Origin of the sequence: Halapricum sp. CBA1109, from assembly GCF_009741825.1 — an archaeon.
GTDB lineage: Archaea > Halobacteriota > Halobacteria > Halobacteriales > Haloarculaceae > Halapricum.
In genome coordinates this window covers 1-13,837 of the sequence record NZ_WPCA01000070.1, presented here as the reverse complement: position 1 = coordinate 13,837, position 13,837 = coordinate 1, and the positions used below count along the sequence as shown (strand labels likewise).

The following is a 13,837-nucleotide window of genomic DNA, read 5'->3' as shown; positions in this document are numbered from 1 at the left end:
GGCGGTCCCGATGGTCGCGGAAACCAGCGACGCGTTGACCAGCGCCCACCCCGAGACGCCGCTGGTGTGGTACGTCGACGGCGAACTCGGGACCGAAGCCGACTGGCGCTCGCCCGACGGGGTCGTGCAGTGGACCGGCCCGGACAGCGCCGTCGTGTTGGCCCAACGCGTCGACAGCGTCACCGAGGCGGGACCGGGCGGACGCGGCCGCCGGCAGGTCACGCGGGCGCTGGACGGCGTCGAGGAGGCCGTCTTCGCGCTGGACGACGACTGGGCGTTCACGTATCTCAACGAGGGCGCCGAGCGGTTGCTCGAACGGCCCGCGGCGGCGCTGCTCGGCGAGTCGATATGGGACGCCTTCGCGGCCGCCGTCGGGTCGACGTTCTACGACGAGTACCACGCGGCGGTCGCCACCGGCGAACCGACGACCTTCGAGGCGTACTACGAGCCCTTGGACCGGTGGTTCGAGGTGTCGGCCTACCCCGAGGGGTCGGGACTGGTCGTCTTCTTCCGTGACGTGACCGACTCGCGGCGACAGGAGGACGCGCTGTCGGGCGTCCTAGAGACGACGCGAGCGCTGATGCAGGCCCGGACCCGCGAGGAGGTCGGCGAACTGGTCGCGACGGCTGCCGAGAACACGCTCGGGTTCGAGTACAACACGGTCCGCCTCTACGACGCCGACAGCGGGACCCTAGAGCCGGTCGGCTGGACCGACGGCGCGACGAGGAGATCAGTACCCCGCCGACCTACGACCTCGGGGAGGAACCGGCGGGGGCGGTGTTCGCCAGCGGCGAACCGAGACGCTACGAGGACGTGAGCGAGATAGCCGACGGCCGGGATAGGGGCGCTATCGTCTCCGCCATCCACCTCCCCGTCGGCGTCCACGGGACCATCTCCATCGGGGCCGACGAACCGGCGGCCTTCGGCGACGTCGAACAGCAGGTCGCGGAGATTCTGGCGACCAACGCCGCCGTCGCGTTCAGCCGCGCCAAACGCGAGCAGGAGGCCCGCGAGGCCCGCGACCGCGTCGAGCGCCTGCTGGCCCGGATCAACGGCCTCGTCCAGGACACCCTCGAAGTGCTCGTCCAGGCGACCACGCGCGAGGAGATAGAGACCGGCGTCTGCGAGCGGTTGACCGACGCCGACCCCTACGCCTTCGCGTGGATCGGCACCGCCGACGTGACCGGCGAGGAACTCACCGCCAGCGCCGCCGACGGCATCGACGCCTTCGACGTCAGTTCGTACCACCGCGAGTTGACCGACGAGCGGCGACTGGACGCCAGCGCCCGGGCGCTGAAAGAGCGCCAGCGACAGGTCGTCCCGGACCTGACCGACACCGACGACCCGAGCGCCCCCGACGCGGCGGCGGCCGGCCTCGGGTCGCTGTGTGCGGTCCCGCTGACCTACCGCGACACCGTCTACGGCGTTCTGACGGTGTACGCCGACCGGCCAGACGCCTTCGACGAACGGGAACAGGTGCTGTTGAGCGCGCTCGGGCGCTCCATCGCCGACGCCATCAACGCCGTCGAGAGCGGCCGCATCCTCTCAACCGACCGCGTCATCGAGATGGAGTTGTCCAGCCGCGACCCAGAGTTGCTGTTCTCGCGGCTGTCGGCACAGGCGGACTGTCGCGTCGAGTCGACAGGCACCCTCTACGAGGACGACGGGTCGCTGCGGGTGTACGTCGCCGCCGAGACGGGCGACCCGGAAGCGGTCCAGTCGGTCCTCGACGGCGACGACACCGTCACCGAGAGTACCCACATCGTCACCCACGAGGGGCGGTCGTTGTTCGAGGTGGTCGTCGACAGTTCGGTCGTCGAGGTGCTGGCCGACTACGGCGCGGTCACCAACGGGATGGTCGGCGAGGACGGCGTCACGACGGTGACGCTGGAACTCCCCTACGAGGCCGACGCTCGGGACGTCTACGACCTGCTGGGCGAACGCTACGACGACTTGGACCTCGTGGGCTATCACGAGCACGACCGGCCGGTCCAGACCCGCGAGGAGTTCCAGGCGGCGCTGCGCGAGCGATTCACCGACCGGCAGGCGACCGCCCTGCGCAGCGCCTACCTCGGCGGCTTCTTCGAGTGGCCCCGGGAAGTCGACGGGGACGAACTCGCCGACTCGATGGACATCACCCGGCCGACCTACCACCAGCATCTCCGGACGGCCGAGCGGAAGGTCTTCGAGGAACTGTTCGGTTAAGACTGGGTCAGGCGGACGAGGACGTCGTCCACCTCGCGGGGGAACCCCTCTTTGGCCCGCCCGTCGCGGTTGGACGTGACGACGTACACCTCGCCGCTGGGCCCCTGTTCGACGTGACGGATCCGGCCGAGTTCGTTCTCGAAGGCCGTGTGGGTCGTGACGGTGTAGCTGTCGTCGGTCCAGTCGTGGTCGTAGCGGGTGCCGCCGTCGGCCGGCGGGAGAGGGTCCCCCTCGGGCGTCACCGTCGCCACGAGGAGTTGCTGGCTGAACAGGCCGCCGACCAGCAGGCGGTTCGAGAGCGTCGGCACGTCATCGCCGGTGTAGAACACGGACCCGGTCGCGCCCACGACAGTTCGCCGCTGTTGGCCAGCGGCGAGTGGACGCCCTCGGCGGGGTAGGCCTCGCGGTTGCGAACCGCGGGCCAGCCGTAGTTGTGACCGGCGACGAGGTGGTTGATCTCGTCGCGGCCGTTGGGACCGTGTTCAGAGGCCAGCGGTTCGCCGTCCGGCGTGAACACGAGTCCCTGCGGGTTGCGGTGGCCGTAGGTGTAGACCCGCGGGTCCGCCAGTCCGGGGTTGTCCGGCGCGGGGTCGCCCGTCGGCGTCACCCGGAGGACAGTGCCGTGCAGCGTCGCGGGGTCCTGTGCTCGCTCGGCCTCGCCGGCGTCGCCACAGCAGACCCAGAGGTAGTTCTCCGGGCCGAAGGTGATCCGGCCGCCGTTGTGGACGCCGCCGGCCGGGATGCCCTCGACGACGGGCGTAACCGTCCCGGTGGGGTCGTCGGCATCGGTGTCGATAGCCGCCACGCGGTTCCGCTTCCCGTCGTCGGTCGTCGCCGTGTAGTAGACGTAGACGACCGGCGGGTTCGGGTAGGAGGGGTGGGCCGCGACGCCGAGCATCCCGCCCTCGCCGCCCTCCAGAAACCAGTTCTCGAGGGGGTCGACGTCCGCGCCCGGATCGAGCGATTCGGCGTCGATGGCGTCGCTCGGTCGTGCGACGGTGCTGACCGCGTCCCCGTCGACCGACCGGAGCCGACCCACCCGTTCGGTGACGAACAGCGTCCCGTCGCCGGCGACGGAGATGTCCCACGGTATCTCGAGGTTCTCGACGAGTCGTTCGGTCCCGAGGCTGTCGACGGCCGGTGCCGTCTCGGGCGCGGTCCATGTGGACCCCCCGTCGCCGCCGTGGTCGATAGCGAGGTCGTAGCGGTCGAGCAGCGTCGGTTCGGCGTCAGTCGGCGTCGGACCACCGTCCGAGGTCGTCGTCACGGACTCGCCGGAGGCACAGCCAGCGACGCCCCCGGTGGCCCCGGCGGCGAGAGCGGCGAGCGCTCGCCGGCGCGAGAGTGAAGTCATAGCAGCCGCTACCCGTTGCACCGCTAAATAGTTTTTTGGTCGGCCTAAAGATAGAGAGAGCGTTACCGGGCGGCGGCCGCGACGCGTTCTTTCTCCTCTTTCTGGCTGACGGAGTAGGTCTGGACGTCGTTGTTGGCGGCGCCGGTCAGCTGCTGGGCCAGGGCCTCGGCGGCGTCGGTGGTCGTCTTGAACGACCCGCCGTAGACGCCCTCGGCGATGAACTTCAGGGCCTGGTCGACGCGGCGCTGGGGCGCGACGTCGACGGCCTTCGGGACGGAGATGCCACCGTACTTCAGGCGGACGGTCTCCTCGCGCGGGGCGCTGTTCTCGACGGCGCTGACGAGGACCTGCACGGGCTTGTCCTCGGCGCGGTCGTCGATGATCTCGAAGGCCTCGCGGACGATGGTGGTCGCCTGCTGTTTCTTGCCCGTGTTCTCGTCGGTCTGCATCAGGCGGTTGATAAGCCGCTCGACGATGGAGATTTCGGACTTCTTGAACTGCTTTTCGGCGTGGCGACCCATCGTGTGGGCGATCGGCGTGACCGTGATGTACCGTTCGGTCGAGGGGTCGTTGTACTCGATATCGTCGACGCTGTAGACGCCGAACAGCTGTGCGCCGGTCTCTGTCTCGGTCTCGGTCTCCGAGGAGTCGTCTGCTTCGGACATGTGTTATCGCACCGGCTTCTCAGCGTTTCCGCGGACGAGTTCGATCATCGAGACGCCGTTGACCTTCTCGACCTTGTAGTTGACACCGGAGAGGTCGCCCATCGCGCGACCCTTCGCCCCGCCGATACCGGCGATGGTGACCTCGTCGTGTTCGTCGATGAACGAGATAGCGCCGTCGCCCGGGCAGAACGCGGTGACCTGCTTGCCGTTTTTGATCAACTGGACCCGCACACATTTGCGGATCGCGGAGTTGGGCTGTTTCGCTTCGATACCGACCTTCTCGAGCACGATCCCTCGGCCCTGAGGAGCGCCCTCGAGGGGGTCGGACTTCTTGCCCAGACCCCGCTCGCGGCGCGCGTAGTCAGAGTCGGACCACCGGTGGTTCTGGCGGTCCTTCTTGAGTTTGCGTGCGGCGTATTTGCCGTTCGCCATAGTACGCTTGCGTATCCTTCCGAGGCACTTAAGCGTCCTCTTTTGGCCCGCAGGTCGTGTGTGCCGTTCACGAACCCCTCGCCCGAAGAGATATGTGACTCGTGGTGAAACCCCCCGCGTATGCGACATCGTGTCGCGGTAGCCGTCGTCGCCGTCGGCCTCGTCGGCGCCGGCGTCGTCGGGACGCTTGCGGTCCTGTCAGCGGACGGCGGGTCGACACCACCGAACGTCTCGGTGTCAGCCTTCGAGCCACGCATCGAGGCCAACGAGTTGACGCTCTCGGAAGCGCTGGGCGACGGCGAGGGCGTCCGAACGTGTACGGACACTGGTCCGTCGCCTGAACACTGGGCGCTCTCGGGGACGGTCGCTATCGAGCGAACCGACGACGGCGCGAGCGCCACCGTCGCGTGGACCGTCGCCGTCGAGGACGGCCCGGAACTCGCCAACGGGACGCGGACGCTCGGCCCCGAGGAGGGGGCGACCGTCCGGTTGTTCGAGACCGGCCGCCTGAACGGCACGCTCGACCCGGGCGCGACGGTCCGGTTGCGACTGACTGTCGACGGCGAGAACGGGACGCTAGCGGCGACGAACCGGTCGTTCACGGTCGAAAACGAAAGTGAGCCGGTCTGTGCGGACTGATATCAGGCCAGTTCCACGTCGTCGATATCGAAGTGCCGGGCCGCGAGCGTCCGCGCGGCGTCGATGTTCGCGCCGTCTTTCCCGATGGCGACGCCGGTGTCGTGGCTGTCGACCTCGGCGTAGGCGACGGTGTCGTCGTTCTCGCTGATCGTGACGTTGTACACCGCCGCGGGCGCGAGGGCGTTGGCGACGAACGCCTCGGCGTCGGGCGCGTCCTCGACCAGTTTGACCGAGCGGTCGAGGTCGGCCTCCAGTTCCCGGACCGTCTCGCCGCCCGGTCCGATGGCCTGTGCTATCTCGCCGGCCGTGACGACGACCAGCAGACGGTCGTACTCCTCGTCGATCACGCAGTCCCGAACGGTCACGCCGGTCGCCTCCTCGATGAGGGGGATGAGCCGGCGCGCCTCGTCGGTGAGCGTGACGGTCATCAGTCGGCCTTGTTGGGGTTCATCCGCAGGTCGACGTCGCCGGTGCCGAGTTTGATCGGCTTGCCGACGATGACGTTCTCGGTGACGCCGTTGAGGGCGTCGACCTCGCCGTGGATGGCCGCGTCCAGCAGGTGTGAGACGGTGACCTCGAACGCCGCCCGCGCGAGGACGCTGTCCTTGTTGCCGGAGATACCGTGCCGACCGATTGACTCGATGTCGCCGGTGTTGGTCATGATGTCCGCGACCAGCATCAGGTGGCGGATATTCACGTCGTCCAGCCCCTGCTCTTCGAGGGTGTTCATCGTCTCCTCGATGATCGCCTCGCGGGCGGCCTCGATACCCAGTTGGCGGTGGATCTCGTGGATGTTGTTACAGGTCGACCGGGAGCGTCGACGCCCTCGATGTCGAGCACGTCGCCCAGCGCCGACCCCTCGGTGTAGAGGACGAACTCCTCGCCGTTGTCGGTCTCCTCTTTCCGGATGACGACGCGGGAGACGTCCTCGATACCTTTGAAGACGATCTCCCGGAGGTCCTCGACGAGTTGGAGCAGATCCCGATAGGACGGCTCCTCGGGGCCGAACTCGATGACGGTCCCGGACTGGCGGGTGTCGACACCCAGCGAGGACTCGATAGTGCTCGCGATCTCCTCGGCGACGGCCCCGGTGTCCTCGACGGTCGGCCACCGTTCGGCCAGCGTGTCGGGGTTGAGGTCGATCTGGACGAGCATGTCCGCGACGTTCGTCGAGATGTCACCCAGCGCGAGGATCTTCGTCGCCTCGATCTTCCAGACGACCTCGTGGGCGCGCTCGCGGTCGGTCGCGTACTCGTCTTCGAGGTGGACGGTCATCATCGGCGTGTCCGGGGTCTTCCGCGCGTCGACCAACTCGATCAGTCGTGGCAGCCCCTGTGTCACGTCGATCTCTGCGACCCCCGCGTAGTGGAACGTGTTCATCGTCATCTGCGTTCCGGGCTCCCCGATGGACTGGGCCGAGACGGTCCCGACGGGGTCCAGCGGGTCGACGCGGGAGTCAGTGTATTTGGCCTCGACGGCCGAGATGAGTTCCTCGACGTCTTCGGCGCCGAGACCGCCGCGTTCGTCGACGGTCCCGTAGATGTTGTTCTTCAGCCGGCGCGGCAGGTCGCTGTCCTCGACGAGGAGTTCGGTGTCCTCGTCGACGAACTCGTACGTTTCCGTCGGGTTGTACTGTGTCTGGCTCATCAGTCGTCACCCTCCGCGAGCCACCAGTCGTCGGCACGCTCTGAGAGGTTTGTCGGGCGCTGTTCGCTGCCGAGGAACTGCTGTTTCTCCTGTTCGTTGGCGAACTCCTGATCGAGGACCTTCTCGGCGATGTCGTCGACGTCGACCGCCGGGCCCTCCTGCCCGGAACTCACCTCGACCGGCGAGGTGCCGTCCTCGCCGAACTCGAACTGGACGATGGTGTCTGAGGTATCCCGGACGGTGCCGTCGTACTGCGTCTCCAGTTCCGAGAGGGCGTTGATCAGCCGCCGCTGGAGGTAGCCGGACTTGGAGGTCCGGACCGCCGTGTCGACGAGACCCTCACGGCCACCCATCGCGTGGAAGAAGAACTCCCGCGGACCGAGCCCCTCACGGTAGGAGTGTTCGACGAAGCCGTGGGCGTCGGCGCTCAGGTCGTTCGGTCGGTAGTGGCTGAGCGTGCGGTCCTCGTAGCCGCGGTTGATCCGCTCGCCACGGACTGCCTGCTGGCCGACACAGCCGGCCATCTGGGTCAGGTTCAGCATCGACCCACGCGCGCCGGACTCGGCCATGACGACCGCGGGGTTGTCGTCCCCGAAGTGGTCGCCAGCGATGTCACCGGCGGAGTCACGCGCCTTGCCCAGCGTCTGCATGATCTTCATCTCGAGAGTCTCGTCGACCGTCCGGCCGGGCAGCGACTCGAGGTCGCCCTGCCGGTATGAGTCGATCAGTTCCTGAACGCGGTCGTAGGCGTTGCCGATGGCCTCGTCGACCTGCTCCTGGGCCTCCGGCGGGATCGACTCGTCGTCGATCCCGATAGAGAACCCGAAGTGCATAATCGTCCGGATGGCCAGCGTCCCGATCTCGTTGATGAAGATCCGGGCGCGGGTCTTGTCGTGTTCCTTTGCGATAGTGTCGACGATTTCGCCGCCGAAGGCACCGACAGCGTCCTCGTCGATGGTTCCTTCGAGGTGTTGGCCGTCCTCAATGACGACCGTGTCGCCGGCACTTGAGGTGAACTCCAGGTTCAGCCCGTCCGGCAACAACTCCGAGAAGATGGATCGACCCGTCCAGTAGGGCGTGCCGTCCTCCTCGCCGTCGGGGTCCGGGAGCGTGTCGACGCTGGTCGCACGCAGTAAGTCAAGCGCCTGCGTTTCGTTGAACCGCGGGTTGTCGTGGGTCAGGAGGTACGTCGCCGAGATGTGGTCCTGGATAGCGCCGATGATGTTCTCCCCGAAGCGGGGGCTGAGCATCTGTTCCTGGACGCGCATCAGGACGCGGGCCTCCGCACGGGCCTCCTCGTTCTGGAGAGCGTGCATGTTCATCTCGTCGCCGTCGAAGTCCGCGTTGTACGGCGGGCAGACGACGGTGTTGAGCCGGAAGGTCTTGTACGGCATCACGACCACCTCGTGGGCCATGATGGACATCCGGTGGAGGCTGGGCTGGCGGTTGAAGATGATGATGTCGCCGTCGATCAGGTGTCGGGAGACCTCCCAGCCCGGTTCGACCTTCTCGGCCAGTTCCTCGCAGTTCTTCTCGGTCGCCTTCAGTCGGCGGCCGTCGGGCCGCTTGACGTAGTTCGCCCCGGGGTGTGTCTCCGGGCCGTTTGCGACGTACCGGCGGGCCTCCTCTAAGTTCCGCTCGGTGACGTTCATCGTCTGGGTCATCTCCGTCGCGACGCGGTCGGGCACCCCGACCTCGTTCAGGCTGAGGGTGGGGTCCGGCGAGATGACCGTCCGCGCGGAGAAGTTCACGCGCTTCCCGGAGAGACTGCCACGGAAGCGCCCCTCTTTGCCTTTCAGGCGCTGGGAGAGGGTCTTCAGCGGACGCCCCGAGCGGTGTCGGGCCGGCGGCGTCCCGCTGATCTCGTTGTCCATGAAGGTGGTGACGTGGTACTGCAGCAGCTCCCAGAGGTCCTCGATGATCAACTGGGGCGCGCCGGCCTCGCGGTTCTCCATAAACCGCTGGTTGATCCGGATGATGTCCACCAGCTTGTGGGTGAGGTCGTCCTCGGAGCGCTGGCCGTTGTCCAGCGTGATCGACGGTCGAGCCGTCACCGGCGGCACCGGCAGGACGGTGAGGATCATCCACTCGGGCCGCGAGCGGTCGGGTTTCATCCCCAGCACTTCGATGTCCTCGTCCGGGATATCCTCGAACCAGTCCCGGATGTCGCTGGGCATCAGCTTGTCCATATCCTCCTCGGTGAGGTCGATGTCGAGCGCCTTCTCGATGGCCCGGCGGTCCTCCTCGCGGGGCCGGAACTCGCCGGAGAGAATCTCTTGAATCCGGCCGGCGTCGATGTCGGTCTCCTCGGCGAGGTCGTGGGGCGAGACGCGCTCGCCGTCCTCGCCGTCGGGTTCCATCCCGGCGGCGATGAGCTCGGGGTACTCCGAGGACAGCACCTGCTTGACCTCGTAGTAGGTCGTCGGCTTCTCGTGGTTGATGTCGTACTGGACCTCGCCGCAGAACGGGCAGTAGTCTTTCTTGCGGGCCTGCCGGATGGCGGCCTTTGTCACGTCGTTGAGGTCGTTCTGAAGCTCCCGCGAGCGGTCCAGTCGGCTACGGAACTCCTCGCGCTCGCGCTCGTCGAGACAGAGCCGCGAACACTCCCGGCAGGTCCCCCGAAGCAGTCGGCGGATGAGCTTCGAGAACCCGACGTGGATGACGGGCGCGGCCAGTTCGATGTGGCCGAAGTGACCGTTACACGAGCCGGAGTGTTTGCCGCAGGTCTTACACTCCAGCCCGGGGTCGATCACGCCGAGTCGCGGGTCCATCAGTCCCATGTCGATGGGGAACCCGTCGTCGTCGTAGGTGTCGGCCGTGATGACCTTCGTGGCGCTCATATCCCGGTACTCCTCGGGGTCCATCAGCCCGAAGCTGAGACTCCCTATCGATTTGGGTGCGTGGCCTGTCGACATTGTTTAGACTGCGTCCTCCAGTTCGATCCGCGGTGCGATTCCGAGCGCCTTCATCTCGTCGAGCAGGAGCTTGAAGGCGTAGCTCATCTCCAGTTCGTGAACGTTGGTCTCTTCCTCGCAGTTGGGACAGTAGACCCGGCGCTGCTCGACGTTCTCGACCGCCGCCATCCCACACTCGCCACAGACGTGGATGAGTTCGCGGTCGGACTCGTCCAGCAGTCGCTCTTTCAGCGTCATCGCCGCACCGTGGCCGATGAACACGTCCCGCTCCATCTCCCCGATCCGGAGGCCGCCCTCGCGGGCACGCCCCTCGGTGGGCTGGCGAGTCAGCACCTGGATCGGACCACGCGAGCGCGCGTGGATCTTGTTCGAAACCATGTGGTAGAGCTTCTGGTAGAAGATGTCGCCGACGAAGATGTCGGCCTCGATCTTCTCGCCCGTGACGCCGGAGTACATCGTCTCCTTGCCGTTGGACTTGAAGCCGTGGTCCTCCAGTGAGTCCCGGAGGTCCTCCTCGTCCTCGCCGGTGAAGGCGGTCCCGTCGACACGTCGACCCTCTAAGGCACCGACTTTCCCGCCGATCATCTCGAGGATGTGGCCGACGGTCATCCGGGAGGGTAGCGCGTGGGGATTGAGGATCAGGTCCGGGACGACGCCCTGTTCGGTGAAGGGCATGTCCTCCTGCGGCGCGATGTGGCCCACAACACCCTTCTGACCGTGCCGGGAGGCGAACTTGTCGCCCAGTTCCGGGATCCGTTCGTCCCGTACCTTGACCTTCGAGAGCTTCGAGCCGTCCTCGCCCTCCATCAGCGTGACCGTGTCGACGACCCCGGACTCACCGGAGCGCATCGTCACGGACGTCTCGCGGCGCTTCTGCGGGGAGAGCCCGCCCATATCGTCCGGTTCCTCGAGGAACCGCGGCGGGGAGGTCTTCCCCAGCAGAACGGCGTTCTCGCCGACGCGGGTCTCGGGGTTGACCAGTCCGTCGTCGTCGAGGTGGGTGTAAGCGTCCTCGCCGCGGGCGCCCCGGACCTCCTCGTCGGGAATCTCGAAGCGATCTTCCTGTCCGCCGGGGTAACGCCGCTCCTCGCCCTCGTAGGTCCGGAAGAAGTGGCTGCGCGCGAGCGCGCGGTCGACGCTGCCTTTGTTCATCACCAGCGCGTCCTCGATGTTGAACCCCTCGTAGGACATCACGCGACGACGAAGTTCTGTGCCGCCGGCCGCTCGTCGTAGCCGATCTGTTCGGTGGTCTGGGTCTTGACCATCGAGAGCTGGGGGTAATGCAGGAGGTGCTGGCGCGTGTCCGGCCGGATCCGGTAGTTGGCCGAAGGCAGCCCCAGCGACTGCTTGATCATCCCCGACCCCATCGTAATCCGCGGGCTGGCGTTGTGTTCGGGGTAGGGAATCATCCCCGCACCGATCCCGAAGATGAGTTGCGGGTCGACTTCGAGGTGGGTGTGGTCCTCGGTGATCTCCTCGCGTTGGACGGCGACGAGGATGTCCTCTTCCTCCTCGGCGTCGATGAACTCGACGTAGCCGCGGTCGACGAGGTCCTCGAACTCGATCTCGTCGTCCTCGATCATCTCGATCTCCTGCTCTGTGAGCAGGGGTTCGCCGTCCTCGACGACGATTAGCGGGCGGCGCGCCCGGCCGGCGTCGGCGTTGATGATGACCTCGTCGGTGCGGTCTTTGATCGAGACGTTGACCATCTCGCTGACCTCGCCGCGGCGGCGGGCCTGCCGGATCTGTTCTGCGAGCTGTTCGGGGTCGGGGTGTGTCCCGACCAGGCTTCCGTTGACGTAGACTTTGGCGTCGCGTCCCTGACTCATATTAATCGTCCGCGGGCTGGCTTTCGATGCTCTCGATGCCGGGGATGCCCTCGACTCCCATATCGGCGAGCGACTGTTTGAGGTTCTGTTCGTCTTCGATGTTCTGGGAGAGCTCCATCGCCTGCGCGAAGTTCTTCACCAGTCCGCAGTTCGGTCCCTCCGGCGTCTCGGAGGGGCAGATCCGACCCCACTGGGTCGCGTGCAGGTCACGCGCCTCGAAGTGGGGCTGGCTGCGACTCAGTGGCGAGCGCAGCCGTCGGAGGTGGCTGAGCACCCCCATAAAGTCCGTCCGGTCGACCAGTTGGCTCACGCCCGAGCGGCCACCGACCCAGTTGCCGGTCGCCAGCGGGTGTTCCAGCCGTTCGGTCAGCACGTCCGAACGAACCACCGTCGAGACCGACAGTTGCCGGTTCCGCATATTCGCCCGTTCGAGCTGGTATTTCACGTCCCGGGCGAGCTTGTTCAGCGCCGTCCGGAACAGGTCCCGCATCAGGTCGCCCGAAACCTTCAGGCGCTTGTTGGCGTAGTGGTCCTTGTCGTCGCTCTCGCGGCGGTCCAAGGCGAGTTCGAAACACGCCTCGGCCATCCGGCAGAGGTAGAAGGCTTTGTTGATCCGGACCTCCTCCTCGTCGATACCGTCCTCGTGGAGGTGCGGCAGGAGATAGCGGTCGATGACGTAGTTGGCGCGTTTGAGCTGGTAGTTTTTGCCCTGCCCGGAGGCGACGCGCTTGCCGAGAGTTTCGATGGCCTCCTCGGTGGTCTGGACCTCCGCGGCTTCGAGGTTTTCCAGCATGAACTTCACGACCTCGGGGTCGTCGCTGACGCGGTGGACGATCTCCTCGTCGGATTCGAGGCCCAGCGCCCGGACGAGCGTCACGAAGTTGATCGACCCCGAGACGCTCGGGAACGAAACTTCGAGCAGTCCGTCCCGGGTGCGTTCGGTGAGCACGAGGGCGCGATAGCCACGGCGCTGGGAGAAGGTCTTTGCGACCTGCACCTCGTCGCCGTACTTGGTGTCGTACTCCGCGAGTATCTTGTTCGGCGCGAGGTCCTCGCTGGTCATCAGCACGCGCTCGGAGCCGTTGACACAGAAGTAGCCACCGGGGTCTGCGGGGTCCTCGCCGATGTCGATGAGTTCCTCCTTGGTGAACCCGGAAATGTTACACTTGTTCGAGCCGACCATAATCGGCATCCGACCGATCTTGGTCTCGGTCTGGTCGACGACGCGCTCTTCCTCCTCCTCGCCGCCCTTGACGATGGCCAACTCCATAAACACCGGCGCGGAGTAAGTGATGTTCCGGAGGCGGGCCTCCTGGGGATAGAGCAGTTCCTCGGAGCCGTCGGCCTCCCGGACGCGGGGCGTGACGACGCGCACGTCGCCCAGTTCGACCCAGACCGGTTCCTCGCCCTCCTTGTCCCCGATGTCGGTCTCGATGGTCGCCTTTTCGTCGACGACCTCCTGCATCCCCCGGTCGAGGAAGGCGTTGAACGACCGGAAGTGGTGTTCGGCGAGTCTGTCCCGCGAAAAGTACTCTCGTGAGATAGTGCGGCGTTGTTCTGTATCCATGATTAGTCGATGACGAGTCGGTACACGACGGCCGTGTCTGTCGTGCGGGAGTCGCGGACGATCTTGACGACGTCACCCACCTCGGCGTCGTCCGGCAGGGCCTTGTCCCTGCGCTGGATCTTCGGCAAGTCGGTCTTTTTGATGTCATACTCCTCGAGTACGTCCTCAAGCTCCGCGTCGTCGAGGACGGTGTGGTCCGGAACGAGTTCGTGTTGGCTTACGTCTACCATATGTGGTGTGGTCTGACCGGCTGGAGAAGGCTGTTCGAGATACTACAGCATCGTATAGGCGCGATCTACTTAGGCCTTGTCAAAACCCGCTGGCAGCGGCTGTCGCGGGGGGCGAACCCTCGTACCCCTGTGTTCGTCGACTGTTGGCATAGGTCTTGGGGTCAGTTGGGGTGAGCGACCGTCGAGAACTGTTTCGGGGGGCGCGTGAGCAACCCCCACTGCGGGTTCGTTTGGAAAGTCTTAATACCAGCACTCCGGTACGGTGAGATGCGACGGCCCGGATGGTGTAGTGGCCCATCATACGACCCTGTCACGGTCGTGACGCGGGTTCAAATCCCGCTCCGGGCGCTTTCT

Annotated in this window: 11 protein-coding genes, 1 tRNA gene and 2 pseudogenes; 4 read left to right on the top strand and 10 right to left on the bottom strand. The window is 66.3% G+C overall.

Annotation, left to right across the window (positions count from 1 at the left end; all coding sequences use genetic code 11):
- Positions 1–817, top strand: an 817-nt coding sequence (locus tag GJ629_RS09165) for a PAS domain-containing protein (protein ID WP_231754569.1), incomplete at its 5' end; no start/stop codon positions are given.
- Complete coding sequence (locus GJ629_RS09160; RefSeq protein WP_231754571.1) at positions 706–2,205, top strand: bacterio-opsin activator domain-containing protein; 1,500 nt, start codon at positions 706–708, stop codon at positions 2,203–2,205. The genes GJ629_RS09165 and GJ629_RS09160, both read left to right, overlap by 112 nt.
- Here the strand turns inward: GJ629_RS09160 and GJ629_RS17975 are convergent.
- The 4 genes from GJ629_RS17975 to GJ629_RS09145 form a co-directional block, all read right to left on the bottom strand.
- Positions 2,202–2,513: a PQQ-dependent sugar dehydrogenase gene (locus GJ629_RS17975; protein WP_370515848.1), complete on the bottom strand. Its 312-nt coding sequence runs from the start codon at positions 2,511–2,513 to the stop codon at positions 2,202–2,204. The two genes, GJ629_RS09160 and GJ629_RS17975, sit on opposite strands and share 4 nt — an antisense overlap.
- Positions 2,444–3,559: a PQQ-dependent sugar dehydrogenase gene (locus GJ629_RS09155; RefSeq protein ID WP_370515847.1), complete on the bottom strand. Its 1,116-nt coding sequence runs from the start codon at positions 3,557–3,559 to the stop codon at positions 2,444–2,446. Before GJ629_RS09155 ends, GJ629_RS17975 begins: the two co-directional genes overlap by 70 nt.
- 62 nt (positions 3,560–3,621) lie before the next feature.
- Positions 3,622–4,224 carry a 30S ribosomal protein S7 gene (locus GJ629_RS09150; protein ID WP_157512697.1) on the bottom strand — a complete coding sequence of 201 codons (603 nt, stop codon included), beginning with the start codon at positions 4,222–4,224 and terminating at the stop codon, positions 3,622–3,624.
- A 3-nt stretch (positions 4,225–4,227) separates the two neighbouring features.
- Entirely contained in the window at positions 4,228–4,656 is a 429-nt protein-coding gene (locus GJ629_RS09145) for a 30S ribosomal protein S12 (RefSeq protein WP_049995063.1), read from the bottom strand.
- Positions 4,657–4,776: 120 nt separating this feature from the next.
- Between GJ629_RS09145 and GJ629_RS09140 the strand changes: the two genes are divergently transcribed.
- Positions 4,777–5,295, top strand: coding sequence for a hypothetical protein (locus GJ629_RS09140; RefSeq protein ID WP_157512696.1), 519 nt, complete (start codon positions 4,777–4,779; stop codon positions 5,293–5,295).
- A 2-nt stretch (positions 5,296–5,297) separates the two neighbouring features.
- Here GJ629_RS09140 and GJ629_RS09135 read toward each other — a convergent pair whose 3' ends face one another.
- From GJ629_RS09135 to GJ629_RS09110, 6 genes and pseudogenes are all read right to left on the bottom strand, one after another.
- Positions 5,298–5,723 (bottom strand): NusA-like transcription termination signal-binding factor, encoded by a 426-nt coding sequence (locus GJ629_RS09135; protein WP_157512695.1) that lies wholly within the window; start codon positions 5,721–5,723, stop codon positions 5,298–5,300.
- Positions 5,723–6,942: pseudogene (gene rpoA2 / locus GJ629_RS09130) on the bottom strand (DNA-directed RNA polymerase subunit A''). The gene GJ629_RS09135 and the pseudogene rpoA2 overlap by 1 nt, the downstream one beginning before the upstream one ends.
- Entirely contained in the window at positions 6,942–9,857 is a 2,916-nt protein-coding gene (locus GJ629_RS09125; protein WP_157512694.1) for a DNA-directed RNA polymerase subunit A', read from the bottom strand. Before GJ629_RS09125 ends, rpoA2 begins: the two are co-directional and overlap by 1 nt.
- A gap of 3 nt (positions 9,858–9,860) precedes the next feature.
- Positions 9,861–11,686 (bottom strand): annotated as a pseudogene (rpoB, locus tag GJ629_RS09120) (DNA-directed RNA polymerase subunit B).
- A 1-nt stretch (position 11,687) separates the two neighbouring features.
- Positions 11,688–13,253 carry a DNA-directed RNA polymerase subunit B'' gene (locus GJ629_RS09115; RefSeq protein ID WP_157512693.1) on the bottom strand — a complete coding sequence of 522 codons (1,566 nt, stop codon included), beginning with the start codon at positions 13,251–13,253 and terminating at the stop codon, positions 11,688–11,690.
- 2 nt (positions 13,254–13,255) lie between these two features.
- Positions 13,256–13,483: a DNA-directed RNA polymerase subunit H gene (locus GJ629_RS09110; protein WP_157512692.1), complete on the bottom strand. Its 228-nt coding sequence runs from the start codon at positions 13,481–13,483 to the stop codon at positions 13,256–13,258.
- A gap of 275 nt (positions 13,484–13,758) precedes the next feature.
- On the opposite strand from GJ629_RS09110, the gene GJ629_RS09105 reads away from it, so the two are divergent.
- Positions 13,759–13,831 (top strand) — tRNA-Asp (locus tag GJ629_RS09105).
- The last annotated feature ends 6 nt before the right edge of the window (positions 13,832–13,837 follow it).

What these genes read in the sequence shown, in the direction of transcription:
- GJ629_RS09155 (WP_370515847.1), bottom strand. Translation starts at nt 3,559, where the DNA reads ATGACTTCACTCTCGCGCCGGCGAGCGCTCGCCGCTCTCGCCGCCGGG.
- GJ629_RS09150 (WP_157512697.1), bottom strand. Translation starts at nt 4,224, where the DNA reads ATGTCCGAAGCAGACGACTCCTCGGAGACCGAGACCGAGACAGAGACC.
- GJ629_RS09145 (WP_049995063.1), bottom strand. Translation starts at nt 4,656, where the DNA reads ATGGCGAACGGCAAATACGCCGCACGCAAACTCAAGAAGGACCGCCAG.
- GJ629_RS09140 (WP_157512696.1), top strand. Translation starts at nt 4,777, where the DNA reads ATGCGACATCGTGTCGCGGTAGCCGTCGTCGCCGTCGGCCTCGTCGGC.
- GJ629_RS09135 (WP_157512695.1), bottom strand. Translation starts at nt 5,723, where the DNA reads ATGACCGTCACGCTCACCGACGAGGCGCGCCGGCTCATCCCCCTCATC.
- GJ629_RS09125 (WP_157512694.1), bottom strand. Translation starts at nt 9,857, where the DNA reads ATGTCGACAGGCCACGCACCCAAATCGATAGGGAGTCTCAGCTTCGGG.
- GJ629_RS09115 (WP_157512693.1), bottom strand. Translation starts at nt 13,253, where the DNA reads ATGGATACAGAACAACGCCGCACTATCTCACGAGAGTACTTTTCGCGG.
- GJ629_RS09110 (WP_157512692.1), bottom strand. Translation starts at nt 13,483, where the DNA reads ATGGTAGACGTAAGCCAACACGAACTCGTTCCGGACCACACCGTCCTC.